The 25,241-nt window shown below is 74.4% G+C and carries 21 protein-coding genes and 1 pseudogene; 10 read left to right on the top strand and 12 right to left on the bottom strand.

Annotated features, from left to right (window positions below):
* Positions 1–243: 243 nt before the first annotated feature.
* A complete protein-coding gene (locus QFZ62_RS01840; protein WP_307501060.1) occupies positions 244–2,145 on the top strand; it encodes an ABC transporter ATP-binding protein in 1,902 nt (633 codons plus the stop codon).
* Here the strand turns inward: QFZ62_RS01840 and QFZ62_RS01835 are convergent.
* On the bottom strand, positions 2,142–3,470 hold the full coding sequence (locus QFZ62_RS01835) for an MFS transporter (RefSeq protein ID WP_307501058.1): 1,329 nt from the start codon (positions 3,468–3,470) through the stop codon (positions 2,142–2,144). The genes QFZ62_RS01840 and QFZ62_RS01835 overlap by 4 nt on opposite strands.
* A 364-nt stretch (positions 3,471–3,834) precedes the next feature.
* Between QFZ62_RS01835 and QFZ62_RS01830 the strand changes: the two genes are divergently transcribed.
* The 6 genes from QFZ62_RS01830 to QFZ62_RS01805 all read left to right on the top strand — a co-directional run bounded on the left by QFZ62_RS01830 (position 3,835) and on the right by QFZ62_RS01805 (position 9,846).
* Positions 3,835–5,001 carry an amidoligase family protein gene (locus QFZ62_RS01830; RefSeq protein ID WP_307501056.1) on the top strand — a complete coding sequence of 389 codons (1,167 nt, stop codon included), beginning with the start codon at positions 3,835–3,837 and terminating at the stop codon, positions 4,999–5,001.
* A gap of 16 nt (positions 5,002–5,017) precedes the next feature.
* Positions 5,018–6,346, top strand: a complete 1,329-nt coding sequence (locus QFZ62_RS01825; protein ID WP_307501054.1) for a sensor histidine kinase — start codon at positions 5,018–5,020, stop codon at positions 6,344–6,346.
* Positions 6,343–7,026, top strand: coding sequence for a response regulator transcription factor (locus QFZ62_RS01820; protein WP_307501053.1), 684 nt, complete (start codon positions 6,343–6,345; stop codon positions 7,024–7,026). The genes QFZ62_RS01825 and QFZ62_RS01820 overlap by 4 nt, the downstream gene beginning before the upstream one ends.
* A gap of 343 nt (positions 7,027–7,369) precedes the next feature.
* Entirely contained in the window at positions 7,370–8,086 is a 717-nt protein-coding gene (locus QFZ62_RS01815; RefSeq protein WP_307501052.1) for a hypothetical protein, read from the top strand.
* 211 nt (positions 8,087–8,297) lie between these two features.
* Positions 8,298–9,401, top strand: a complete 1,104-nt coding sequence (locus tag QFZ62_RS01810) for a phosphate ABC transporter substrate-binding protein PstS (RefSeq protein ID WP_307501051.1) — start codon at positions 8,298–8,300, stop codon at positions 9,399–9,401.
* A 133-nt stretch (positions 9,402–9,534) separates the two neighbouring features.
* Positions 9,535–9,846, top strand: a complete 312-nt coding sequence (locus QFZ62_RS01805) for a hypothetical protein (protein WP_307501050.1) — start codon at positions 9,535–9,537, stop codon at positions 9,844–9,846.
* Positions 9,847–9,994: 148 nt separating this feature from the next.
* Here QFZ62_RS01805 and QFZ62_RS01800 read toward each other — a convergent pair whose 3' ends face one another.
* Both QFZ62_RS01800 and QFZ62_RS01795 read right to left on the bottom strand, forming a co-directional pair.
* A complete protein-coding gene (locus QFZ62_RS01800) occupies positions 9,995–10,771 on the bottom strand; it encodes a hypothetical protein (RefSeq protein WP_307501049.1) in 777 nt (258 codons plus the stop codon).
* Positions 10,768–11,688 carry a hypothetical protein gene (locus QFZ62_RS01795; protein ID WP_307501048.1) on the bottom strand — a complete coding sequence of 307 codons (921 nt, stop codon included), beginning with the start codon at positions 11,686–11,688 and terminating at the stop codon, positions 10,768–10,770. Before QFZ62_RS01795 ends, QFZ62_RS01800 begins: the two co-directional genes overlap by 4 nt.
* A gap of 468 nt (positions 11,689–12,156) precedes the next feature.
* Here QFZ62_RS01795 and QFZ62_RS01790 point away from each other — a divergent pair, with 468 nt between their 5' ends.
* Complete coding sequence (locus tag QFZ62_RS01790) at positions 12,157–12,693, top strand: WxL domain-containing protein (RefSeq protein ID WP_307501047.1); 537 nt, start codon at positions 12,157–12,159, stop codon at positions 12,691–12,693.
* 2 nt (positions 12,694–12,695) lie between these two features.
* Positions 12,696–13,787: a hypothetical protein gene (locus tag QFZ62_RS01785; RefSeq protein WP_307501046.1), complete on the top strand. Its 1,092-nt coding sequence runs from the start codon at positions 12,696–12,698 to the stop codon at positions 13,785–13,787.
* Positions 13,788–13,917: 130 nt separating this feature from the next.
* On the opposite strand, the gene QFZ62_RS01780 is transcribed toward QFZ62_RS01785, so the two are convergent.
* Positions 13,918–14,373: a MarR family winged helix-turn-helix transcriptional regulator gene (locus tag QFZ62_RS01780; protein WP_307501045.1), complete on the bottom strand. Its 456-nt coding sequence runs from the start codon at positions 14,371–14,373 to the stop codon at positions 13,918–13,920.
* 368 nt (positions 14,374–14,741) lie between these two features.
* On the opposite strand from QFZ62_RS01780, the gene QFZ62_RS01775 reads away from it, so the two are divergent.
* Positions 14,742–15,638 carry a dihydrodipicolinate synthase family protein gene (locus QFZ62_RS01775; protein ID WP_307501044.1) on the top strand — a complete coding sequence of 299 codons (897 nt, stop codon included), beginning with the start codon at positions 14,742–14,744 and terminating at the stop codon, positions 15,636–15,638.
* A gap of 86 nt (positions 15,639–15,724) precedes the next feature.
* Here the strand turns inward: QFZ62_RS01775 and QFZ62_RS01770 are convergent, their stop codons facing one another.
* The 8 genes and pseudogenes from QFZ62_RS01770 to QFZ62_RS01735 all read right to left on the bottom strand — a co-directional run bounded on the left by QFZ62_RS01770 (position 15,725) and on the right by QFZ62_RS01735 (position 25,149).
* Positions 15,725–17,203 carry a family 43 glycosylhydrolase gene (locus QFZ62_RS01770; protein ID WP_307501043.1) on the bottom strand — a complete coding sequence of 493 codons (1,479 nt, stop codon included), beginning with the start codon at positions 17,201–17,203 and terminating at the stop codon, positions 15,725–15,727.
* 32 nt (positions 17,204–17,235) lie between these two features.
* Positions 17,236–18,084 carry an RICIN domain-containing protein gene (locus tag QFZ62_RS01765; RefSeq protein ID WP_307507654.1) on the bottom strand — a complete coding sequence of 283 codons (849 nt, stop codon included), beginning with the start codon at positions 18,082–18,084 and terminating at the stop codon, positions 17,236–17,238.
* Positions 18,085–18,171: 87 nt separating this feature from the next.
* Positions 18,172–19,026: pseudogene (locus tag QFZ62_RS01760) on the bottom strand (family 43 glycosylhydrolase); the annotation flags it as partial.
* Between the two features lie 600 nt (positions 19,027–19,626).
* Positions 19,627–20,433 (bottom strand): thioredoxin domain-containing protein, encoded by an 807-nt coding sequence (locus QFZ62_RS01755; RefSeq protein WP_307501042.1) that lies wholly within the window; start codon positions 20,431–20,433, stop codon positions 19,627–19,629.
* 128 nt (positions 20,434–20,561) lie between these two features.
* The gene (locus QFZ62_RS01750) at positions 20,562–21,797 is read right to left on the bottom strand and encodes a Dyp-type peroxidase (protein WP_307501041.1); all 1,236 of its coding nucleotides are present in this window, start codon (positions 21,795–21,797) and stop codon (positions 20,562–20,564) included.
* Entirely contained in the window at positions 21,797–22,348 is a 552-nt protein-coding gene (locus tag QFZ62_RS01745) for a copper chaperone PCu(A)C (protein ID WP_307501040.1), read from the bottom strand. Before QFZ62_RS01745 ends, QFZ62_RS01750 begins: the two co-directional genes overlap by 1 nt.
* A 36-nt stretch (positions 22,349–22,384) precedes the next feature.
* On the bottom strand, positions 22,385–23,068 hold the full coding sequence (locus QFZ62_RS01740) for a copper resistance CopC family protein (protein ID WP_307501039.1): 684 nt from the start codon (positions 23,066–23,068) through the stop codon (positions 22,385–22,387).
* On the bottom strand, positions 23,065–25,149 hold the full coding sequence (locus QFZ62_RS01735) for a cytochrome c oxidase assembly protein (RefSeq protein WP_307501038.1): 2,085 nt from the start codon (positions 25,147–25,149) through the stop codon (positions 23,065–23,067). The genes QFZ62_RS01740 and QFZ62_RS01735 overlap by 4 nt, the downstream gene beginning before the upstream one ends.
* Positions 25,150–25,241 lie beyond the last annotated feature (92 nt).

The following is a 25,241-nucleotide window of genomic DNA, read 5'->3' as shown; positions in this document are numbered from 1 at the left end:
CGCCGGGTGACGGCTCGCCTGCGCGGACGCCGACCCTGCCGTCCGTGGCGCATGATGAGGGGAGCGAGCGCGAGCGGGTCGCCCGGCCCACCCGCCGCGTCCGCGAGCACGGCCACGACGCCGAGGGCGTCGCCGACCGGGCCGTCCTCCGGGACGCCCTCCCGGATCGCCGCCGCTGGAACGGACCCCGGGCTCGGGGATCCGCCACTCGATCCGGGCGCGCTGCCCACCGAAGGAGACGCCATGAGCATGGAAGGCGCGGCCTGGAGCTCGCTCTACAAGATCTCGAGCGCCCGGGACGGAGCGCACGGCATCTCCCGTGCGTCCGTCCGGCGGATCCTGGCGTTCGCCGTGCCGTACCGGTCGAAGCTCGCGGTCTTCATCGCGCTCTCGGTCGTCGGCGCGTTCCTCGCGGTCGCCACGCCGGTGCTCGCCGGCCAGGTGGTGGACGTCATCGTCGCCCGGGGCGCGGTCGGCACGATCGTCTGGCTCGCCGTCGTCATCGCCCTCGTGGCCGTGGCCGACGCCGGGGTGTCGCTCGTGACGCGCTGGTACTCGGCGCGGATCGGCGAGGACGTGATCCTCGACCTCCGCACCGCCGTCTTCGACCACGTGCAGCGGATGCCGATCGCGTTCTTCACCCGCACCCGGACGGGCGCGCTCGTGAGCCGCCTCAACAACGACGTGATCGGCGCGCAGCAGGCCTTCAGCGGCACGCTCTCCGGCGTGGTCACGAACCTCGTGGCGCTGATCCTCACCCTCATCGTCATGCTCAGCACCTCCTGGCTCGTGACGGTCCTCGCGGTGGTCATGCTCCCCGTCTTCCTGGTGCCCGCCCGCCGCATGGGCAGCCGCCTCGCGGCCCTCCGCCGCGAGGCCGCCGACCACAACTCCGCCATGAGCACGCAGATGACGGAGCGCTTCTCGGCGCCGGGCGCCACCCTCGTCAAGCTGTTCGGCCGCCCCGACGAGGAGTCCGAGGAGTTCCGCGTCCGGGCCGCCCGCGTCCGCGACATCGGCGTGCGGAGCACGATGCTGCAGTTCGTCTTCTTCACCGCTCTGATGCTCGTCTCCGCCCTCGCGCTCGCCCTCGTCTACGGGCTCGGCGGCTTCCTCGCGCTCGCCGGCCAGCTGGACACCGGCGAGGTGGTCACCCTCGCGCTCCTCCTCACGCGCCTCTACGCCCCGCTGACCAGCCTCGCGAACGCCCGGGTGGAGATCATGAGCGCGGTGGTCAGCTTCGAGCGCGTCTTCGAGGTGCTGGACCTCGAACCGCTCATCCAGGAGGCGCCCGACGCGGTCGCCGTCCCCGCGGGCCCCGTGTCCGTCGAGTTCGACGACGTCCGCTTCGCCTACCCGTCCGCCGACAAGGTGTCCCTCGCCTCCCTCGAGGAGGTCTCCACGCTCGACACCCGCGGCGGCGAGGAGGTGCTGCACGGCGTGTCCTTCCGGATCGAGCCGGGGCAGACCGTCGCCCTCGTCGGCACGTCCGGCGCCGGCAAGTCGACGATCGCGCAGCTCCTCGCGCGCCTGTACGACGTCGACGACGGCGCCGTGCGCCTCGGGGGGACGGACGTCCGCGACGTCACCTCCGCCTCGATGCGGCACACGCTGGGCATGGTGACGCAGGACGGCCACCTGTTCCACGAGACGGTCCTCTCCAACCTGCGCCTCGCGAGGCCCGAGGCGACCGAGGACGAGGTGTGGGACGCCGTCCGCCGCGCCCGGCTCGAGCCGCTCATCCGGTCCCTGCCGGACCAGCTGGACACCATGGTGGGGGAGCGCGGCTACCGGCTGTCCGGCGGCGAGCGCCAGCGGATGACCATCGCGCGGCTCCTGCTCGCCCAGCCGCGCGTCGTGATCCTCGACGAGGCGACGGCCGCGCTGGACTCGACGTCGGAGGCGGCCGTGCAGGCGGCCCTCAGCGAGGCGCTCGAGGGGCGCACCGCCCTGGTGATCGCCCACCGCCTCTCCACGATCCGCAGCGCCGACCTGATCCTCGTGGTCGAGGACGGCGCCATCGTCGAGCGCGGCACGCACGAGGAGCTGCTGGCCGCCGCGGGACGGTACGAGGAGCTGCACCGGACCCAGTTCGCGGTGCGGAAGGACGTCGCGGCGGACGAGGCGGCGCGCAGCGGGAGCTAGCCGCGGGGCTCGGCGCCCCGCCCGGACTCCGGGCCGCATGACCGTCGATCCTGCCCTCCGCGAGCACCCGGCGACGGCGCTCCCCGCGGCGTCGCCGGCCCGCTGCGTGCCGCGAGTCCCGCCGACAGGACCGCGACGAGGACGAGCCCCACGAGCGCGCCCGTCGCCGTGCGGATGCCCGCGGTGGCGATGAGGGTGCCCGTCAGTGCGGCCGAGGCGGCGATGCCGGCGGCCGACGCGGTGTTGATCCACGTGAACGCCTGCGTGAGACGGGCAGGAGGGATCGTCGCCTGGACGATCTGCGACGACGACGCGAGCAGCGGGGCGATCGCGCATCCGCCGATCACGAGCATGAGCGTCGCCCCCGGCAGGGACGGCCACAGCGCGCCGATCGTCACGGCGCCGGCGAGGACGATCGTGGCCACCAGCTGGATCACCTGCGGCGTCGGGTCCGTCCGCAGGGCGCCGTAGGCGAGCCCGGCGACGATGCTGGCCGCGCTGGAGAGGGCGAGGACGGCGCCGGTGAGGGACGGGACGCCGCTCTCGGCGGCGTGGGCGGTGACGAGGAGCGGGACGGCGCCGAAGAAGCAGCCGAGGCCGAGGTTCACCCCGAGCGCCGCGACGAAGCGCGGGGCGACCGACGGCGTCCTCCGTGCGCGGGTCGTAGGTCGCCGGCGTCGCTGCGGCGCGGGCGCGGTGCTGCCCTGGCAGGCGAGGACGACGCACCCGGTGACGAGCAGCAGGCCGGCGACGAGGGAGCCCGCCCACGGGGTGACGGAGGTGCTGGCGACGGTGACGAGGACCGGGCCGCCGAGGAACACGGCGTCGTTCATGGTGGCCTCGAGCGCGAACGCGGTCCGCAGGGTCGTCGGCTCGGAGACGAGGTGGACCCACCGGGCGGCCGACAGCGCCCCAGGTTGCGGCACCGTCGCGCCCGCGGCGGCGACGAGGCCGAGCGTCACGAGCACCGGCACCGCGCCCGCCGACGTGAGGGCGAGGATCATCGCCGACGCGTGCAGGGCCACGAGGGCCGGCACGGTGGCGCCCTGCCCCCATCGGTCGACGAGGCGGGCGAGCTGCGGACCGACGACCGCCTCCGCAGCGGCGAAGACGCCGGTCGCGGCTCCCGCGACGGCGTAGGACCCGGACGCGTGCTGGATCGAGAGCAGCAGGCCGAGTCCGGTCATCGCCACGCCGAGTCGGGCGACGGCGGCCGGGACGACGAAGCCGAGGGCGCCGGGGAGGGCCAGGACCCGGCGGTACCGGGCGGTGGAGGAGCGGATGGAGCCGTGGATCGTGGACAGAAGGGAACGCGCAGTCGCCATGGGCGATGCCTCCGGCGCGGCGTCCGGTGATCGATCGGCAGACAGGTCGGCCTGGGCTTCGACGATCACGCGACCACGCCGCGGAACCAGCACGAGGTGCAGGGCGAACATAGCCCACGCGTCGACCGCGTGGCCCCGCAGGGCCGGGGTCGAGTCGGGCACGCGGCGGACGCGGCACGGGTGGGGGACGCGCCGCCGTCGGACGCCGAGGGCAGCCGGCGATGCGATAGTGGACGGGCAGGGTCGGCACGAGCCCGCGTCATCTGCGCCCGACCCAGCGAGGAGACAGCGTGACCGGCTCACGGCACCATCCGCGTCCCATCGCCCGCGAGGCATCCGCACGAGCGCGGGCGCGGGCGCGGGCATGACGCACCTCCGCAGCCGCATCGGCTTCGAGATCGAGCTGATCGCGCCGCCCGGTGCCAGCCGCCTCACCCTGGCGGAGCGCATCGCCGCCGAGCACGGGGGACGCGTCACACGGTTCTTCCACGTCGACTCCGAGCCGTCGCTCGTGCCCGGCATGGGCCACTTCTGGCACCTGACGCCCGGGTTCGACGTCCGGGACCGGGACGGCGGCCCGCTCGCGACGCTCGTCGACGACATCACGATCGTCGCGGACCTCCGGCGCGAGCAGGTGCAGGCCGCGGGGCAGGACGCGGGGCGCCGTCCGGACGCGGGCACGGGGGAGCGGCCGGACCCGGACCTCTACCGCGTGCTGTCCGACGATCCCCGGCTCCTCCGGCTCGTCGCCGACCGCACCGACGCGGCCGCCCCCTACCGGACCGTCCTCGACGACGTGGCGGTCCTCTTCGGCACGGCGGTGGAGACGATCGGTCCCGTCCGGCGGCTCCGTGACCGCGCGGGCGCGAGCATCGCCATGGCGACCGCCCTCGCGCACGGCCGGGAGCGGCCGTGCGAGATCGTCACGCCGCCGCTGCGTCAGGACCACGAGGCCGCCCTGGAGGCCCTGCTCCGACCGGCGCGCGAGGCGGGCTTCGGCGTCCCGACGGAAGCCGCCGTGCACATGCACCTCGACGCCGCGCCGTTCCGCTCCGCCTGCGCGTTCGCGAACCTCGTGCGGCTGTTCGGCCACTGGAGGGAACCGCTGCGCGCGGAGCTCGCGACCAACCCGGCCTGCGTGCGGCTGCAGGCGCTGCCCCCGGCGCTCCTCGAGCTCGTCGACGCCGACGCGGCGGACGGCGGTGCCCCGCCGTCCGGGGAGGCCGACCGCTGGCGACGCATGCAGGGGCTCGCCGCGGAGACGGGTCTCACGAAGTACTTCGACGTCAACCTCACCGCGCTGCTCACCGATCAGCCGACCCGGGACACCGTCGAGGTGCGGATCCTCCCCGGCGCCCTGCACGGCGCCGAGATCGCACGACGCGCCGAGCTGGTCGAGCGCCTGCTGGCACGTTGCCTGCGGCCGGAGCCCCTCCCGCGCCCGACCACGGACGATCCGGGGACCGCGCGTGCCGAGCTCCGGCGACTGGCGGGACTCATCCCTTCGGCCGAGAACGCTCCGCCGTCGTGACGCTAGCGTGAGCCGGGTGACGCACGCCGGAGGGGAGGCAGCCGGCCGCCGTCTCCTCGGCGGACGGCCGCGAGGCGCCCTCGCGTCCCTCGCCGGTGCTCACGCCGGGGTCCTGCGCACCCTCGCGGTGGTCGTCATCGCCGGAGCCTGCTACGCCTCGGGTCTGGCCGTCGCCCTGCACCTCGACTGGCAGCCCCAGGGTCTCCCGGGCTACGCGTACCTCGGAGCCATCGGGATCCTCGGGGCCGCGACCGCCGGTCGGTGGCCCGTGGAGACGCTCGTCATCGTCGCCGGCTACACGGCGTACACGACGCTGGGCCCGCTGCCGCCCGCGCTCTACGGCCTCTACGTGCGCGCCCCCGAGTCGCTGGTGCCGCTGGGCGTCGTCGCGTTCCTCGCGATCGCGGGCCGCGGCCCGGTCCTCGTCGCCTCGGCCGCGTTCGGCGTCCTCGGCGTGCTGGTGCTCACCCCCTGGCGGGACATCGTCGCCAACATCCTCGCCGGCCGCCCGCTCGACGACGTGCTGCTGCTCGACACCGACGTCGACCGGTCGCTCCTCGTCGCGGAGCTCGTGGCGTGCGCCCTCGTCGTGCTCGTCGCCCTCATGCTCCGGCGGCAGCGGCTCGCGGCGGCGGCGCTCGCGGCGCAGAACCGGGAGCTCGTCGAGCTGCGGGCGGCCGAGGAGGCGCGCATCGCGGAGCGGGAGCGGACGCGCATCGCCCGCGACCTGCACGACGAGGTCGCCCATCACGTGGCCGCCCTGGTCATCCGCGCGCAGGCCGCGCTCCGGGTCGCCGACCGGCAGCCGGAGCAGCTGCCCGCGGCCGTCGCCGACATCGCCGCAGGCGGCCAGGACGTCCTCGCCCGCATCCGCCGCGTGGTCCGGATCCTCAAAGCCGCGCCGCTCGATCCCGCCTCCAGCGCGCCGCAGAGCCTCGCCGCCGAGCTCGACCTCCTCTGCGCTCGGGGGCGGGGCATCGGCTACGACGTCGACGTGGCCGTCCGCGTCGGCGACGGCCTCCTGCCCGCGCACCGCTCCGTGATCGTGGCCGTCGTGCAGGAGGGCGTCACCAACGTGATGCTGCACTCCGCGGCGACCGAGGTCCGCGTCGTCGTCGAGGAGACGCCGTCCGCGTGGACGGTGACCGTGACGGATCCGGGGCCGGCCCGCGAGCGCTTCCCGGAGCTCCCGCGCGGCGGCTCCGGCACCCCGTCCCTGCGCGAGCGGGTGGCCTCCCTCGGGGGCAGCCTGACCACCGGCCCGCCGACTGCGGGCGCCGGGTGGTCGGTCCACGCCGAGCTGCCGCGACCCATCGCATCCGGCGGACGGGAGGACCCGGCGTGACCCTCCGGGTGCTCGTCGTGGACGACCAGGCCATCGCGCGGGCGGGCATCGCGACCATGCTCGAGGCCGAGCACGACATGAGCGTGGTCGGCCGGAGCGCCGACGGCGAGGAGGCGGTCCGCGACGCGCGCGCGACCCGACCGGACGTGATCGTGATGGACATCCGCATGCCGCGCCTGGACGGCATCTCCGCCACCCGTCGGCTCGTGCCCGAGCTCGGCTGCGCGGTCGTCCTCATCACCACCTTCGACGACGACGAGCACCTGTTCGACGGCATCGCCGCCGGCGCGTCGGGCTTCCTGCTCAAGGACTCCGGACCCGACCTCATCGCCGCCGCCGTGCGATCGGCCGCCCGCGGCGACTCCCTCATCGACCCGGCGATGACGCGGGCGCTCATCGAGCAGAGGGCGGCGCCGAGCGTCCCCGTCGCGGCCGACGCGCTGCGCCTGGCGGCGCTGGCGACCCTCAGCGAGCGGGAGCGGGACGTGCTCGACGCCGTCGCGCGCGGACTCAGCAACGTCGACATCGCGACGGAGCTCTTCCTCAGCACCGCGACCATCAAGTCGCACGTGTCGAGCATGCTGGCCAAGACGGGCAGCAGCACGCGGGTGCAGGCCGCCGTCTTCGCCTTCCAGTCGGGCTTCACGAGGCCCGGCGCGGGCCCGCGCGGGGACGGGTGAGCGCCGTGCGGGAGCGGACGAGCGCCGTGCGGGGCACTCCGGGGACCGGCGGCCGACCGGCGACGGTGCCGCGCGGGCACGCGACCACGCGGTCGATGCCGCGGGCTCCGCGGACCCCGGCGCCGACCGGACTCGTCCGGGGGTCCTGCCGGGCGGCAGCGCCGCTCATCCTCGGGACGGAAGGCGCGCCCGCGGCGTTCCTCCCCGCGGCGGGGATCCTCTGCCGGAGGGCCCGATCGGCTCGCGGGACGTCGTCGAGGGGTCCCGGCGCACCTAGCGTCGGCCGAGGGACGACGCGAGACGGATCGCGGCGCATCCCGCCGACCAGGACGAGGAGCACGACATGACCGACTCACCCCGACAGCCCACCACCGACCGCCGCCCGAGCTCGGGATCGGGATCGGCGTTCCAGCGCGTCGCGGTCACCGCCGCCGCGGCCTGCCTCCTCACCGGATCGATCGTCGCGCTCGGATCCGCCGGGGTGCTCGCGGGGCCGAGCGGGTCCGCCTCCGCCGAGGCCGCAATGACGGCGCCCGCCGTCGCCGCCCCCACCCCCGCGCCGAAGATCGTGTACTCGGAGGCCGACCTGGCCGCCTTCGCCTCCTCGCCGTACGCCGACGACGCCGTGAACCTCGCCGTCGTGTGGGGCGTGGACACGGAAGCCGCGCAGGGCAAGGCCGGATCGAAGCTCCGGACCGGCGCGCCGCTGCCCTTCGCCCCCGACGAGGCGGCGACGGCGCCGTACTCGGACGAGCAGCAGCTCTCCGCGTTCTACTTCGGCGGAGCCGACTACGAGGACGCCCTCGGCCTCGCCACCGTCTGGGGCTCGACCGAGCTGTTCGCCGCGAAGGCGAGGGTCGGCGCCCTGCTGCTCGCGCACGAGCCCGTCCCCGCGGCGCCTGCCTCCTTCACGGAGGAGCAGGACATCGCCGCGTTCGGACTCGTGGGCTACACCGACGCCGACGCGGTGCGGATCGCCGCCCTGTGGCAGAGCGACACCCGGACCGCGAAGGCGCGCGCCGGCGCGATGCTGCTGGCCGGCGAGATCCTGCCCCTCTGACGCCGACCGGCCTCCGGGCTGCGTCCGCACGACGACAGTGCGTGCACCGCCCTGCACGCGCGTGCACGTCGACCCCGGGCCCTCCTGGCCCGGCCCCCGGCCATCCGCCGGCGACCTCCGCCGCCGCCGAGGACCCGCATCCTCCGCCGCTCCTCCTGAGCACGTCCGGCGTCACGCCGGCCGACCGAGCATCCCTCCCGAAAGGCTCCCCGTGAACAGCACCCGCCTCTCCGGCGCCGCGGCCCTCGCCGCCGTCGTCGCCCTGACCCTCTCCTCCTGCGCCGCCAACGAGGGCCCCGCTCCCGCCGACAGCGACGGCGCCAGCGCGTCGACCCTGTCCGGCTCGCTCAACGGGATCGGCGCCTCGTCGCAGAGCTCCGCCCAGGAGTCGTGGATCGCCGCCTTCCAGACCGCGAACCCCGACGTGACCGTCCTCTACTCGCCCGACGGGTCGGGCGCCGGTCGCGAGGCGTTCATCGCCGGTGGGCCGAACGCCATGTTCGCCGGCTCCGACCGGGCCTTCACGACGGAGGAGCTCGCGGGCACCTTCGGCCAGTGCGCTGACGGCGCCCAGCCCATCGGCGTGCCGGCCTACATCTCCCCGATCGCGATGATCTTCCAGATCGACGGCGTCGACGAGCTCGACCTCGACGCCGCCACCGCCGCGGCCATCTTCCGGGGCACGATCACGAGGTGGGACGATCCGGCCATCGTCGCCCTGAATCCCGACACCCCGATGCCCGACGCCGGCATCACCGCCGTGCACCGCTCCGACAAGTCGGGCACCACCGAGAACTTCGCGAAGTACCTGAACACCGCCGCCGCGAGCGTCTGGGACGCGGAGCCGGCCGACACGTGGCCCTACGAGGGCGGCGAGGCCGCGGCGCAGACCTCGGGCGTCGTCGAGGCCGTCCGGGGCGGGGCGAACACCATCGGCTACGCGGACGCCTCCAAGGCCGGCGACCTGGGCGTCGCGAGGATCCGGGTCGGCGACGAGTTCGTCGGCTACTCCCCGGAGGCGGCCGCGGCGGTCGTCGAGGCCTCGCCCGAGGCCGAGGGCCGCGCGGAGAACGACATCGCGATCGACCTCGACTACACGACGGAGACCGCGGGCGTGTACCCGATCGTCCTCGTCAGCTACCTGATCGCCTGCCAGGAGTACGAGGATCCTGCCGTCGCCGACCTCGTCCGGGCGTACCTCGGCTACGTGACCAGCGCCGAGGGCCAGCGGCTCGCCGCCGAGCAGGTCGGCTCCGCGCCCCTGTCCGCCGCGATCGCCGCCCGGGTCGAGGCCGCGGTCGCGTCCATCGGGTAGCCGCGGACGGAGCGCAGGCCTCCCCTCGACGACGGCCGCAGCCTGGCGCCGGGGAGCGGGGAGGCACGGGGACACCGGACGGATCATCACCGCGGAGGACGCGTCCGCGAGGAGGCATCGGGAGGCTGGGAGCATGCGCGCCGTCCGAGATCCCCGCCTCCGCTTCCTGCCCTGGTCCGTGCTGGCGTTCGCGTGGATCGGGTCGGTGGTCGCCGAGCAGCTGCTGCTCGGCGACACGGTCGGCTGCGAGCTCTCGCCCGGGGGATCGGTGTTCGGCGAGGCGGGATGGAGCTGGTTCCCCCTCGGACGCACGTGCACCTGGCTCATCGACGGCGTCGCCGTCGTGGATCGCCCCTCGCTCACCGAGCTCCTCATCCCCGCGACGCTGGTCGCCTGGCTCGCGACCCTGCTGCGGGCACCGGGAGTCCCGCGCGCGTCCGCGTGATCCGGGCAGCGGCCGCTCCCGCATCGATCCCGTCCTCCGCCCACCTCGCCCGGGACGCGCCATCGGGCTCGGGACCGGCCCGTCCGGTCCGGTCCGGTCCGGTCCGGTCCCGCCTCCGCCGACGGACGTCGCCCGCGGCGGGGGTCCCTCAGCCGGTCGGCCTCCCGGGTCGTCCGTCCACGTGCGCCACGCGTCCGTGCCCCGCGGCCGGACGTTCCGGAGCCGGTGCGCGGCCCCGCCCGCCCGCGCGCCCTCGCGTCGCGGCCGCCACCAGGAGCATCACCCCGGCCAGGGCCGTCGACGCCGCGACGACGGACTCGGTCCACGGCGTGGTGTCGAAGGACGCGTAGCCGACGATCGCGGGCGCCACGAGGAACATCGCGACCGAGTGACCCGGCAGGGTCGCGCCGAGGAGGAACGCGCAGGCGGCGGCGGTCGCGGGCCGGGACCGGGCGTGGAGGAGGACGAGCGCGATCAGGCTGGCCGGCGCGACGAGTCCCGGCACCGCCGCCACGAGGGTCGACTGCAGGACCGTCGGCGCGTCGATCAGCCCGGACACGAGCGCGTGCGCTCCCAGGTACCCGAAGGAGCCGGCAGCCCCGACGACCGCCGGGACGACTCCCCGGTGGCCTCGGCTCCGCGCGTCGGCGAAGGCGAGCGGGAGCGCGAACGCGAGCAGCAGGTAGCCGATCCCGATCAGCTCCGCGGCGACGCCCAGGCTCTCCCACGGGTCCGCCGGGAACGTGTAGTCGAAGAGGTGGCTCTGGAGGGAGTGGCCGCCGCGGAGGCGCCCGTCGTCGGGCCAGCGCTCGAGCGCCGCCTGGTGCTGGAGCGCGGCGGATGCGAGCACGAGCACGGCGGCCAGCGCCGTCGACGCCCTGCCCGTCGGATCGACCGCCGCACGGCGCGTCCCGTCGCCTGTCATGGGCCCACGGCAGGTCGCCGCGATCCGCCTCGGGCGTCCTCCGGTGCGGGCTGCTCGCCGGGGACGTCCGGCTCGTCGGACGGGAGGAACCGGACGGGGTACCCAGCGACGGCCAGGCCCGACGCCCGGATCCGGGCCCGGACGGCGTCGTGCGCCTCGTCGGGTGCGACGACCTGCACCTTCGCGATGCCGTCCATCTGCGCGCTGCCGTCGTCGGCGGAGAGGCTCGCGACCCCGTGCTCGGTGATGAGGCCGTCCAGCAGGGCGAGCCATCGATCGTGCTCGTCGGGCCCGATGGTGACCCCGATCGTCATCGAGTCGAGCACCACGGGTCGTTCCGCGGCGAGCCCGGCGGCGTCCCGCAGGTCGTCGGCGTGCGCCACGAGGGGCAGCATGTCGGCGACGTCGCCGATCCCGGGGTCGAGGGACGCGAGCGCGAGCACGCCGTCCTCCCCGATGCTCGGCTGCAGGTCGAGGCGCCGGGCCGCGTCGGCGAGGCGCACGACGTCGACGCCGGGATCGAGGCACCGTGATCCGCTCGCGTCGCCCGCCGCGGGGACCGCATCGTGGACGGTGACGGTGGTGCCCGCGCCGGCGTCGACCACGAGCGACCACGCGACGTCATCCGGGTGGTCGGCCTCGCAGACGGCGGCGAGCATCCCGGGGAGCCCTGCCGCGTCGACCTCGAGCTCGATCCAGGAGTCCGGGTGCAGGAACATGGGCGCCTCGACCCAGCGCTCGGAGTGCTGCACGTCGACGCCCGGCAGCGCCTCCATGCGCGACGTCAGCCGATCGAAGCCGGCATCCGGCCGCGCGAAGCGCGTCTCGTCGATCGTCCAGCCGAGCAGGAGCAGACCGCCGCCGAGCAGGCCGACCGCCACGAGGCCGACGACGAGGGTCCGGAGTCGCGTCACCATGGCCCAGGGTCGCACCCGGCTGCGTGTCGGCGGGAGGCCGCGTCATGGACGCCAGCCGAAGATCCGGAGGCGGACAGGTGCCGGCGACCCGCATGCGGTGGCCGGACGGGCGATCGCCGCGACAGCTGGTGCCGCCCTCGTCGCATCCCCCGTCACGACGGATGCGACCGATGCGACCGAGCAGACCGCATCGTGGCGAGACGGGTCGCGGCGGCACCGACGCTTCCGCTGGTCGCCACCCGCCGGACATCGCATGGGGGGTGAGCGGAGCGGTAGCATCAGCGCGATGCGACGTCTTCGACGTCGTGCGCATGCGGAAGTGGTGGGCACCCCCGGGGGGCGGTGCCCAGATCGGGGCCAGGCGCCTCGGATCCCTGAACGTCGGTGAAGATCCACCCGCGGGGACGATCGCACGATCGGCGGCGATCGCCTGCCGAGACGCTCCACGACGCTTCAGAGAGAGTCCCCATGCGCACCCACATCCTCCCCATCGCCGGAACGGCCGCGACGCTGCTCCTCGTCCTCGGCATCGCCAACCCCGCCGCGGCGGCCACGGACGGCGGCACCCCCGTCTCGGTCGAGGTGGTCGGCGGCGCGCTGTCGATCACCGTGCCCGCCGCGACGGTGTCCCTGGGCTCCGTCAACGAGAGCTCGTCCGCCCAGACGGTCTCCGCGGCCCTCGGCCTCGTCACGGTCAGCGACTACCGCGGGGGGAACGCGGGATGGACCGTCTCCGCGTCGGCGAACGACTTCACCGGCCCGCAGAACATCAGCGTCAACGGCGCCACCACCAGCGGCTACGACGCGCCCGAGGCGAACACCGTCGGCGTCGTGACGGTCGCCCCGAGCGACCTGGCCGGCCTCTACCCGGGAGGCGCCGTGCAGACCGCGACCAACGTCGCGGGCGCCAACTCCGCCAGCTGGTCTCCCACCATCTCCCTCGGCATCCCGGCCGGCACGCTGGCGGGCACGTACTCGACGATCCTGACGCACTCGGTCAACTGAGCGTGCCGCACCAGCCCGCGGCGGCCCGATCCGAGCCGACCCGCGGCGCTGGTGCGCGCGCGGACCGTGCCCTCCCGATCCTCCTCGTCGCCGTCCTCGCCGCGCTCCTCGTCGTCCCCACGGCGACGCCGGCGTCCGCACGCCCTGCACCGGCCCCGGGAACGGCGGAGCAGCCGGCCGGCTCCGTCGGGATCCGTCTCGTGGACATCCCGGCCGCGACGGCGGATGACCCCCGCACCCGCGAGTACGTGGTCGACCACCTGCAGCCGGGCATCTCGATCGAGCGGCGCGTCGAGATCTCGAACACCACCGGCGGGGCCCTGACGGTGGCCGTCTACGGTGCCGCCGCGGCCATCGAGGACGACGCCTTCGTCGCATCAGCGGGCAGGGGCGAGAACACGCTCACCACGTGGACGTCGCTCAGCGCGCCCACCGTGACCGTCCCTCCCGGCGGCGCCGTGCTCGACACCGTGACCATCTCCGTCCCCGAGGACGCCGCCCCCGAGGAGCACTACGGCGTCATCTGGGCCGAGGTGGGCGGCGCGAGCGGCGGGAACGTCGCGCTCGTGGCCCGGACCGGCATCCGCGTCTACCTCTCCGTGGGCGGCGACAACCCGCCCCCGAGCCGGTTCGCGATCTCGAGCATCACCGCCGGGCGCGACGAGGACGGCTCCGCGACCGTCACGGCCAGCGTGGAGAACACCGGAGGCCGCGCCCTCGACCTCGCCGGTTCCCTGACCCTCGCCTCCGTCACGGGTGCGCTCAGCGCGGGCCCGTACCCGGTGTCCGATGGCACGACGCTCGCTCCCGGAGCGACAGGCGACGTCCGAGTCGACATCGCGGACGACGTGGCGGTGGGTCCCTGGACAGCGACCCTGGAGCTGCACGGCGGCCTGGTCAGCGAGACGGACACGGCCGAGATCACCTTCCCCGATCGTCCGGGCACCGCGGCACCCGTACCCGTCGCCGTGAGCCCCACGCCGCTCATCGTCACCGTGGCCGTCGCCATCGCCCTCCTCCTCGCGGTCGGCGCCTGGCTGGTGATCCGCCAGCGGCGCCAGAGCACGGCCGGTGGGCACCGGCTCTCCGACTGACGCCGCCTGGGACGGAGGGGGGAGCACGACCAGCGCCGCGGCGGGGAAGGGCATCCGCGCGGGCCGCGACAGCGACCCGACCATCACCGGACATCCCCGAGACAGCGCGATCGCGGCCGCCCGCCCCGCCTTAGATCGTGACGCTCCCCGCAGGGGCGGCCCCGATGCGGTCGACGAAGGCGTGCAGGGTGTCGCGGAGCTGCGTGAGCTCGGCGATCGACATCCCGGTGCGGGCGGCGATCCGGCCCGGCACGTGCTCGGCCTGCTCGCGCAGCGCGCGCCCGGTGTCGGTGAGGGTCACGCGCACGACGCGCTCGTCCTCGTCGCTGCGCGCGCGTCGCACCAGCCCGGCGGCCTCGAGGCGCTTCAGGAGGGGCGTCAGCGTGGCCGGCTCGAGCTGGAGGGCCCCACCGAGGTCGGAGATCGACCGGCCGTCGCGCTCCCAGAGCGCGAGCATGACGAGGTACTGCGGATGCGTGAGCCCGAGCGGCTCGAGGATCGGCCGGTAGAGCGAGACGACGGTCCGCGCCGCCAGGACGGCCGCGAAGCACACCTGGTTGTCGAGGGTCAGGGGATCCGCGCTCATCTCATGTCCCGCTTCCTGCGTCCGTCCGCCGGTCATCCCCGGGCGTTTACCGCGTACACTGAATACTATGACACGCGGTACCAGGGACAGGGACGGGCAGCCACGCGAGCGCGGCTTCGGTGCGGCCGTCGAGAGGTTCAACCAGCGGCTGCGGCCGTACCTGGGTGCGCCGCCCCTCGGGCCGTACACGGACGACCCGGCACCGGTGCCGCGGTCACTGCTGTGCCCGATGTGCGGGAAGCCCATGCCGGATCACGACATCGATCGCTCGGGCCCTCGCACCCAAGTGCACTGCCCCGCTTGACGGACCCTGATCCGGTACGGCCCCGCCCAGGCGGTGATCCCCCTCGACCAGATCGGACGTCCCCATGCTCACGGGTCTCAGCGCCTTCCCCCTGACGCCGCTGCGCGACGGCGCACTCGACGCGGTCGCGTTCGCGGGGCTCGTCGAGCGTGCCGCCGCCGCCGGCGTCGACTCGATCACCGCGCTCGGGTCCACCGGCTCGTACATGTACCTCGATCGCGAGGAGCGCCGCCGGGTCGCGACCGCTGCCGTGGACCACGCGGGGGAGACCCCGGTGATCGTCGGCATCGGGGCGCTCCGCACCTCCCAGGTCCTCGCGCTCGCCGAGGACGCCCAGCAGGCGGGCGCGAGTGCCGTCCTGCTGGCCCCCGTGACCTACCAGGCCCTGTCCGACGACGAGGTGCTCGGCCTGTTCGAGGACGTGACCGCGGAGCTGTCCGTGCCGCTGGTCGTCTACGACAACCCCGGCACGACGCACGTGACCTTCACCGACGACCTCCACGCATGCATCGCGCAGCTGCCCCACGTCGCGTCGATCAAGATCCCCGGCGTCCCCGCGGATCCGGACGAGGCCGCCGCGCGTGTGCGGGCCCTCCGGGACCGCGTGCCGGCCTCCGTCACGATCGGGGTGTCGGGCGACGCCTCCGCGGCGACGGGGCTGATCGCCGGCTGCGACGCGTGGTACTCGGTCATCGGCGGCACGCTGCCCGAGCTTGCAGTCAGCATCACCCGCGCGGCCCTGGACGGCGACCACGCCGCAGCGTCCGCGGAGTCGGCGCGGCTGCAGCCGCTGTGGGACCTGTTCGCCGAGTCCGGGGGCAGCTACCGCGTCGTCGCCGCGATCGCCGAGCACCTCGGGCTGGTCGCCCCCGACTGCCTGCCGCGGCCGGTCCGCGGGCTGGACGCGGCCGGGCGGGCGCGCGTGGAGCAGCTCGTGGCCGCACTGGGGCTCCGCGCCTAGCTCGCGCGGTCCGACGGCGCCCGGTCCGGACGGCCCGCACGCGGCACCGGCCCCCGCCGCCTGGCGGAGGGGGCCGGTGCCCCGGCTCAGACGATCGCGAAGGACGCGTCCGCTGCTCCGAGGGCGCCCGTCACCGGCTCCACGAACGCGGTGAAGCCCCGATGGCGCAGGAACGCTCCGGGTCGCGCGACCGACTCGAAGGACGACGACCCGCCTCCGGACAGGCCCGCGCGCTGCCGGAAGGACGCGCGCGCAGCGAAGTCCGCTCGGCCGTCGGGTGCCGACAGCACCACCGCGCCCGCCGACTCGACGAGGTGGCGCCCCGGGAAGCCGATGGCCTCCAGTGCGACGGTCCCCGCTCCGGCGGGCCCGGCGACGAGCCGGAACTGGGAGTCCTCGAGCGGGGCGACATCCGGGTCGATGCGTGCGCGGAAGTCCTGGTGCCGCAGGTAGCGGGTGGCGAAGTTCGCCGACCTCAACCGCACCGGAGGGGTCCCGTCCGGCACGGGGATCCCGAAGTCCGGCGTCCCGTCCGTCCGGTAGTGCAGCGCCTGGATCCGTGCGTGCCGGTTCGGGTCGAACAGGGGGTCGCCCTGGATGTCCCGGTACTGCCGCGCATGGTAGACGAGCATGTCGCTGCCGTCCTCGGCCGTGGTGAAGCAGTTGTGGCCGGGTCCGTACTGCTGCGTCGTCTCGTTCGAGACCATCACCGGCCCGGGGGACTTGGTCCAGGACGACGCGGCCAGGAGGTCGGCACCCGCAGCTGCGGTGAGCAGGCCCATGCAGTAGTTCGCATCCGTGGCGCTGGCGGAGAACGAGAGGAACACGCGCCCGTTGCGCACGAGAGCCGACGGGCCCTCGTTCACCTTGAAGCCGATCGTCTCCCAGGGTGCGGTCGGCACCGCGATCCGCGTCTGCGGGCCGGTGAGCGTCGCCGGACCGGACATCGCCGAGATGTAGATGTTGGACCCGGTGTCCACGCCCGGCTCGCCCTGGGCCCAGGCGAGGTAGCGCGTGCCGCCGTGCACGAACGTCGTCGCGTCGAGGGAGAAGGTGTCCCATGCGGTGTAGATCCGCCCCAGCACGCTCCAACGCGCCGTCATGGGGTCGGGTCCGTCCGCGCGCAGCACGTAGGGACGCACGCGGAACGGCGCACCGGAGTCGCCCGCGGCGAAGTAGATGTGCCAGACGCCGTCGACGAGGTGGATCTCGGGCGCCCAGATGAAGCCCCCCATCGTCCCCGACGCGGGCCGCGTCCACAGCGTGCGCTCGGCCGCCGTGGCGAGTCCGGCGAGCGTGGGGGAGGAGCGGAGCACGATGCGGTCGTACTCGGGCACCGAGGCGGTGAAGTGGTACGTCCCGTCCGATGCCCGCTGGATGTGCGGGTCGGCCCGCTGCCGGATGAGCGGATTCGTCAGCGCGAGTCCGGCGGCGTCGGCGCGCAGCGCTCCGGGACCGGCAGCGGCCGCGGCCCCCGCCAGGGCGACGCCGCCCGCGGCTCCGAGCAGGAGGGTGCGGCGGCTCAGGAGCGCCTCGAAGCGCATCTCGTCGGTGATCTCGGTCATGACCTGGTCCTCTCGTCGTGCGTGGTCGCGCGTCATCGCGCGATCCGGAATCGCTGGCAGGGGTTGTCGAGCGTGGAGTACTGCTGGAGCTCCGCCCCGTCGGCCGTCGAGCAGCCGTCGAGGTCGAGCGACTTGCCCGTGAGCGCGGAGACGAAGCGCATCGCGCCATCGGGGAGCGGCAGGATCCGCCATGCCGCGGCGGGGCCGCAGGTGCCCTGCGTGATGGCAGCCCCCTCGGCCGTGGACCCGCCGCTCACTCCCAGGCAGAGCGACGGAGCGGACCCGGGCCGGATCTGCACGGCGCCGGCCGTGGTGGCGGTGAAGGAGTAGCCCTGGCAGGGCGAGCCGAGGTAGGCGTGCTGCTGCAGCACGGCTCCGGCCGCGGTCGTGCAGCCGGGCAGGTCGAAGGACTTGCCGCTGGAGACGCTCGTGACCGTGCTGGGGCCGACGGGGCGGATCGACCACTGCTGGCAGGCGTTGCCGAGGGAGCGCCACTGCCGGACATCGCCCCCGACCGCGGTGGTGCAGTTCGCGACGTCGAGCACCTTGCCGTTGGCGCGGTTCGCGATCGTCAGGTAGCCGCCGTCGCCGGTGGGCGTCGGCTGCCACTGCTGGCAGGCGTTCGCCAGCCACGCCCACTGCCGGGCGTCGGTGCCGTCGGCGGTCCCGCAGCTCGCCGAGTCGAGGACCTTGCTGGTCGAGGCGTTCACGAACCGGTGGTGGCCGTCGGCCGTCGGATCGAGGATCCAGCTGGAGGCGCTCCTCGCACCGTTCGAGCAGGCGCCCTGGACGACGTCGCCGCCGTCGGCGCTCGAGCCGCCCGCCACGGTCAGGCAGAGGCCGCTGTTGCGGTTCACGACCTCGAAGGACGCGCCCTCCACGGCCGCGGTGAGAGGCCCGCGCTCCCCGGACGGCACCGCGATGGGCGTGCCGGTGCTGGTCGGGGTGCCGAAGACCGGCTCGCCGTTCGCATCCCACGTCACCTGCTGCGCGCGTGCGGATCGTTCACGAGCGCAGCCGCCGTTCGCGCGGGCGTTGCCGTGGTACAGGTTCCAGGTCTGCGTGCCGTCCGGCGACGTGAAGAAGTCGTTGTGCCCGGGCCCGAAGACGCCGTTGCCCTTGGAGAAGACGGGTCCGGCGCTCTTGTTCCAGGACGAGGCGAGCACGGGGTCGCCTCCGGTGTAGCGGAGGGTCCCGAGCTGGTAGTCCTCGGTGCCGCAGAAGCTGGCCGAGAAGACGATCCACGTCCTCCCGTCCTTCTGCAGCGGGACGGGTCCCTCGTTGACCGGTTCGCCGATGCGCTCCCATGCCGCGGTCGGCTGCGACAGGACGTTCAGCGGTCCGGTCGCCGTCCACGGGTCCGACATCCGGGCGATGAAGTTGCTCTGCAGCCGGTTCGGCTCCGGGGTGAACGCGGACCAGGTCACGTAGAGCTCGCCGTTCAGCTCGAGGTAGGAGCCGTCGATGTTCCAGTCGTCGGTCGGGATCGGGCGGCCCTTGTAGGTGTACGGGCCCATCGGGTCGTCGCCGCTGCTCTCGATGACCTGCAGGTGCTGTCGGCCGAAGTCGCCCGCGGTCCCCATGGTGTACATCAGGTACCAGCGCGGACCGTTCGGGCCGGTGATCCGCTTGAGCTCGGGCGCCCACATGTTGGCGTTGCGGCCGGGCGTGGTGTCGGAGAAGACGGTGGTGGGCGCGGCGGTCTTCAGCCCCTCGAGGGTCGGCGCCTTGCGCATCACCACGCGGTTGTCCCACGTGGTGACGACCGCGTAGTAGTTGCCGTCGTGGAACTCGATGGTGGGGTCGGCGCCGTCCGCGATGAGCGGGTTCGTGAACGTCTGCCTCGCCGATGGCGGTCGCCCGCGGTGCCGGAGCCGCGATGACGCCGGTCAGGGTGAGCAGGGCGCACATCAGCGCCAGGAAGGTGGTCGTGCGGGTCGGTGACAAGGAGAGCTCCTTCGATCTCGTGTCGATCGCCCCGCGGCGCGCTGGCGACGTGCCAGTGCCGCGGTGACGGTGGTGCAGCTCGCGCGCGTTGATCACGCAGGCGCGGTGTGGTCCTCCGGGCCGGCCACGGCGTCGTGGCCGACCCTCCGGCGGATCGGGGCGACTCCAAAGGCGCCGGTCGGGCTGCCCTCGAAGTCTGTTAACGGTAACAGTGCGTTTTCGAAAACCTAGGGGGAGGGTCAGCCGCTGTCAACAGGGCAGTCCGGCGAGGGACAGGGATCCGCTCCTGCGCGCCGCAGACCGCCGTCCTCGTCGCCACCGCACTCGCGACCGCTCCCGGGTCGCCACCGACGCCGCCGATCGCGGATGTCCGACCATCCGTCACCGACGGCGCCGGGGTCCCGGCAGGCGCTCCTCCCGTGGCTGCCGGCCGGCCATCGGTGAGCGACACGCAGCGAGGCGTGCCGGGCGGGCACCTACCCGGCGGCGATCCCGGTCGGCAGCGTCGCGCCGGCGGCCGTGAGCGCGTCGACGAGGTCCTGGCCCCCGACGGTCGGGGTCTTCTGCCCGTCGATGAGCAGCGTGGGGGTGCTCGTGACCCCTGCCTCGGCCGCGCTCTCGGTGTTGCTGCTGATCCAACCGGCGTAGGCGCCCTTGTCGGTGCAGGTCAGGGCGTCCTGGTCGGTGACGCCCTCGGAGGGGAGCCAGGAGGAGAAGTCCGCGCCCGTCCAGGAGTCGGTCGCCGCGGAGTGGTTCTCGAACAGGGCGGAATGCACGCCCGGCCAGGCGGCGGCGTCGTGCTGGAGGACGCAGGCGGCGGTGCTGCCGGCGGCGCGGCCGTAGTTGGTGACGATCTGCATCGGGTGGTGGACCACCCGGACCTGCCCGGATGCGGCGAGGCGGTCAAGGAGGGGGCCGGCGGCGACCTCGTACTCCGCGCAGTGCGGGCAGGAGTAGTCCTCGTAGAGGTCGAGGGTCACCGGAGCGTCGGGCGCTCCGATGGAGACGCCGTCCGCCTCGGCCGTGACCTGCGCTCGGCCGCCGCTGGCCAGATCCACCACGGCGTCCGCCGACGGGGGCCTGCTGCCCGCGGCAGCTCGATCGCGCAGCAGCGAGGTGCCTCCCCAGATGCCCGCGATGAGGACCACGACGGCGACGGCGACGCCGAGCTGCGTGAGCAGGCGTCGGCGCCTGTGCCTCACCTCCTCGAGGCGGCGCTGGGCGTTGGCCTTCTCCCGGATCTCACGGATGCGATCACGGTCGGCGGAGGTCTTCTTGCTCATGGTGGGGTCCTTTCGAGAGGTCTGTCAGGGGAGGGGGAGGTAGGAGGGGATCCGCGCCGGGGACGGCGTCCGGATCGCGATGGCGACGACCGCGTGGGTCAGCACCATCCGCTGACCGGCGGCGGCGCTCACAGGAGGGTGTCGCCGACGTAGCCGTCGGGTCCGCATCCGGGCGGGATGGCGAACACGGCGGAGCCGACGGGGGTGACCCACCTGTTGAGCAGGTCGAGCTCGTCGAGCCGTCGCTGCAGGGGCACGAACTGCGTGTCGACGTCGGCTTGGTAGGAGACGAAGAGCAGGCCGGAGTCGGAGACGCTGCCACCCGGTGCGGGGGCGTCGTCGTAGTTGTACCCACGCCGGAAGATGCGCTCGTCGGGGTCGTCGGAGCGGGCCCGACGCATGTGCGAGAACTCGGGGATGACGGGGAACCCGATCGCGGTGGTGGCGGTGAGGTCGGCTTCGTCGGTCTCGTGCGCACCGGTGAGCGGGGCCCCGGTGGACAGGGTGCGTCCGACGGACTGCTCGCGGCCGGACCGGTCGAGCTGGTCCCACTCGTCGAGGTCCATCGCGATGCGCTGCAGCACGCATCCGGTGCCGCCGGCCATCCACGACGGGCCGGTCTCGCGCCAGACGAGCCGTTCGAAGTCGGGGGTGCCGGGGGACAGGTTGACGGTCCCGTCGACCTGCCCGAACAGGTTCCTCATGGTGGTGCCGGGCCTCTCCGATCCTGCCGCTCGCCGGAACCCCGTCTGGGTCCAGCGGAGCGTCGCGAACGAGCGGGTGTCCTTCAGCAGCATGCGGCTCGCGTGCGCGACGGTGAGGGGGTCGTCGGCGGCGACGTGCAGCAGCAGGTCGCCGTCGCCGTAGGCGGGATCGAGCCGGTCGACGGAGAACGCCGGGAGAGGGCGCAGCCACGACGGGACCGCCTCCTCCCCGGCGCCCCGGGCGACCAGCTCCGGACCGAAGCCGAAGGTGACGGTGAGGCGCGCCGGGACCGTCGCGAGCTCCGGTTCGGAGTCCGCGAGGGCGCTCGTCCCCTGGCTGAGTCGTCGGGCGTCGTCGGTGAGGATCCGCATCATCCGCCGCAGGGCGGGCCCGTCCGTCTCCGCCCGCAGGTCCAGGGCGTGGTAGGCCGCGTGAGCCTGCGGTGCCGTCTCGATGCCGGCCTGGTGGATCCCGTGGAAGGGGACGGTCTCGGCACCCGCCACCGCGGCGGCGGGGGTGGTGGCCGGTGCGTCCGGTGCGCGGCGGAGGAGGTCGATGCCGACCGCCCCGGCCGCGCCGAGGGTGCCGGCCGCACCTCCGAGGAGGAGGTGCCGCCGGCTGACGCCGCGACCGGCGGGGACCCGCGCGTCGTCGGGCATCACCGGTCCATGTCCATGCCGCCATCGCCCTCGTAGGTCTCGTTCGCGCCGGAGAAGTCCTTCACGGGGGCGCGGAAGTCGTACGCGGAGCCGTCGGCGAGGGTGAGGGTGACCTCGATGTCGTCGCCCGCGACGAGGGGCGAGGTGAGGCCCATCAGCATGAGGTGGTCCGCGCCGGGGGCGAGCTCCAGGGAGCCGCCGGCGGGGACGGTGAAGCCGCCGTCCCGGGGCCGCATGACCATCTCCCCGGCGTCGTCCGCGACGGTCTCGTGCAGCTCCATCATGGGCGACGCGGGGGATGCGGCGGAGACGATGGTGATGTCCTCGGCGGAGTCGTTCCTGATCGTGCCGAAGGCCGCGGCCATGCCGGTCTCGGCGGAGGTGACCCACGCGTCGTCGACCTCGAGCTCGGTCGCCGTCACCGCGCCGACGGCGGACGGTGCCGCGGTGGGTGCGGCGCCGGCGTCCTCGGCAGGGCTGCCGCAGGCGCTCAGGGCGAGGACGAGGATCGCGCTCGTCGTGAGGGTGGTCGTGAGTGTCGTGGTGCGCATCGTGCTTCTCCTTCTGTGGGGGTGGATCGGGGTGGCTCAGGTGGTGCGGCGGCGGCCGCGGTACCGGGTGACGGCGACGTACGCACCGATGCCGACGAGCGCACCGAGCGCGCCGATGCCGACGGTGCGGCCGGCGGAGCCGCCGGCGGTGTCGTCGCCGGCCGGTGCGGCGGACGCGGAGCCCGTCGCGGCTGTCGGCTCCGGGCCCCGCGTCGCCGCGGCGGCGTCGGCGGCCGCGGCGGCATCGCCTCTCCCGGCGGCATCGCCTCTCGCGGCGTCGTCGGCTGGAGCGGCGGGGTCCGCGTCGCCGACGGTGAACCCGTAGGCGCCGGCGATGGGGTGCCCGTCGCGGGAGACGACGCGCCACCGGACCTCGTACGTCCCGTCGGGCATGCCGGCGCGCAGGGGCTGGACGGCGTCGGGGCCGGTCAGGGTGACGGGTCCGTCCGCCCAATCCGTGCCGTCCTCATCGACCACGGCGACGGCTGCGCCGACCTCGATGAGGCTGTCGGTGTAGACCATCGACACCCGTGCGGGAGCGGTGTCGACGTGGGCGCCGTCAGCCGGGGTGGTGGCGATGATGCTGTCGTGCGCCGACGCGGCGAGCGCGGGGCCGACGGCGGCGGCGATCGCCAGCAGCACGGCCGGCACCAGCGCGCGGGCGGCGCGCGGCGTCCGTGGACGCCGACGGCGGGGGTGGGCGCGGCTGATCGGCGTCACGGGGTCCTCCTGGGGTCGTGGGTGCGCTCGTCGAGGGCGGACAGGCGGGCGTTGTAGGCGCGGAGCTCGGCGTCGCCGTCGCGTGCCGCCGCCCGGTCGTAGCGCTTCGCGGCGCGGGTCTCGGAGGTGGACCACTGGCGCACCACCATGAGGGCGACCAGGACCACGGGCAGCTCGCCGGCACCCCAGGCGATGCCGCCGCCGACGGCCTGGTCGGCGAGGAGCTGCGCGTCGGGCTCGAGCCCCAGCTGGTGCCACCAGTCGAGGGCGAGGATCTCGGTGCCGGACATGATCGCGAGGCCGAAGAACGCGTGGAACGCCATCGTGGCGAGCAGGAGCATCAGCCGGATCGGGTGCGCCGGGCGGCGGGGTCCCGGGTCGACGCCGATGAGGACGAAGAAGAACAGGTACCCGCTGATCAGGAAGTGGACGCTCATGATCATGTGCCCCTGGTGGGTGGAGAGGGACCACGCGAACCAGGGCGTGTAGTAGAACGCGACGAGGCTCCCCGCGAACACGACCGCGGCGACGACCGGGTGCGTCACCACCTGCGCGTACCGGGAGTGCGTGGCGGCGAGCACCCACTCGCGGACGCCGCGGCTGCCGTCCTGCCGCGCGGGCAGCACCCGCAGGATGAGGAGCACGGGCGCGCCGAGCACGAGCAGCGGCGGCACGTACATCATCAGCAGCATGTGCTGGACCATGTGCGTGCTGAAGTGCACGGCCCCGTACACGCCGGGCCCGCCGCTGGTGGCGTAGACGAGCATCGCGCAGCCGAGCAGCCACGGGACCGTACGAGCCGCGGACCACGCATCGCCCCGGCGGCGCAGGCGCGCCGCGCCGGCCAGGTAGAGGCCGGCCATCACCGCGGCGACGCTGAGGAACAGGAAGTCCGGGTGGAAGGCGGTGAGCATCCGCAGCGGGGTCACGGGGTCGGGGAACGTGAAGCCGATGAGCGACGCCAGCGGGTCGACGTCCGCGATCGTCGTCTGCGGCACGGGCGGCTCGCTGCGGGACAGGGCGACGGAGATCCCCATGGCGACGGACATGACCACGACCTCCCCGACGGCGAGCCGGATGAACGCGGTGCGGCGGGTCGCGTCCCGGACGAGGCCGGGGATCACGATGCGGCGGTGCGCGAAGCCGGCGAGACCGAGCACGACGAGCAGCGCCGTCTTCACCAGCAGCAGCGCCCCGTAGGCGGTGGTGACGAGATCCAGGGGCGTCCCGATCCGCAGGGACGCGTTGACGATCCCCGACAGCGCGACGGCGGCGAACGACCAGCCGGCGAGCATCGAGTAGCGGCCGACGACCGTCGGCAGCGCGCTCTTCGCGAGGCCCTGGCAGAGGATGACGGCGACCAGCCCTCCGGCCCAGACGGTGACGCCGAGGAGGTGGATCCCGAGGCTGTTCACGGCGTTCGCGTGCTCGTACGTCCCGGCGGCGTGACCGGACAGCGACAGGGGGAGCAGCGATGCCAGGGCCGCGCCGGCCGCGATGCCGATCCCCGACGTGCGCCGCGTCCACGCGCTCACGCCGAAGGCGATCGCGACGCAGATCAGCGACGCGAGGAGCGTCTGACCGAGCTCGAGCTGGAGCGCGAAGTAGCCGAACTGGCCGCGGAAAGTGGGGGAGGTGAGGGGGACCCCGATGACGTTGGCGCCCGAGAGCGCGAGCACGGCGATGCTGGCGGCCAGCCACACGGCGGCGGCGCGGAAGGCCCATCGGGTCGCCGTCCACTGCGCGAAGCCCGCCATGCCGGGGTGCCTCCTCTGCCCCGGGAGCGCGAACGCGGCCACCACGAGCAGGCCGATCGTGGACGAGGCGGCGGCGTCGTGGACCACGCGCGCGGTGGGCAGGGCGTAGGTGACGAAGTCGCCGGGGTAGACCAGCAGCGTCCGGGCCGTCGCGCCGGTGAAGGCGGCGGCGAGCAGCATCACGGCGACCGCGAGCGGCAGGGATCCCCACAGCAGGACGTCGCGTGAGCGGATGCGGGGGAGGGACAGGGTCCGTTGCTCGAAGACGGGATCGTCTGCGTGGGTCTCGGGATCGACGGAGGGCAGGGGGGAGTGCGAGGGCACGGATGGACGTCCTGGGGTGGGTGCCGCGCGAGCAGCACGGAGGGTCCGAGCGCGGCCGAGGGCGCGGATCGGTGGGGGCGCGTCAGGGGACG

Origin of the sequence: Clavibacter sp. B3I6 (genome assembly GCF_030816895.1) — a bacterium.
Taxonomy (GTDB): Bacteria; Actinomycetota; Actinomycetes; order Actinomycetales; family Microbacteriaceae; genus Clavibacter.
The sequence above is the reverse complement of the archived record's forward strand: the minus strand, read 5'-3'. Positions and strand labels throughout refer to the sequence as shown.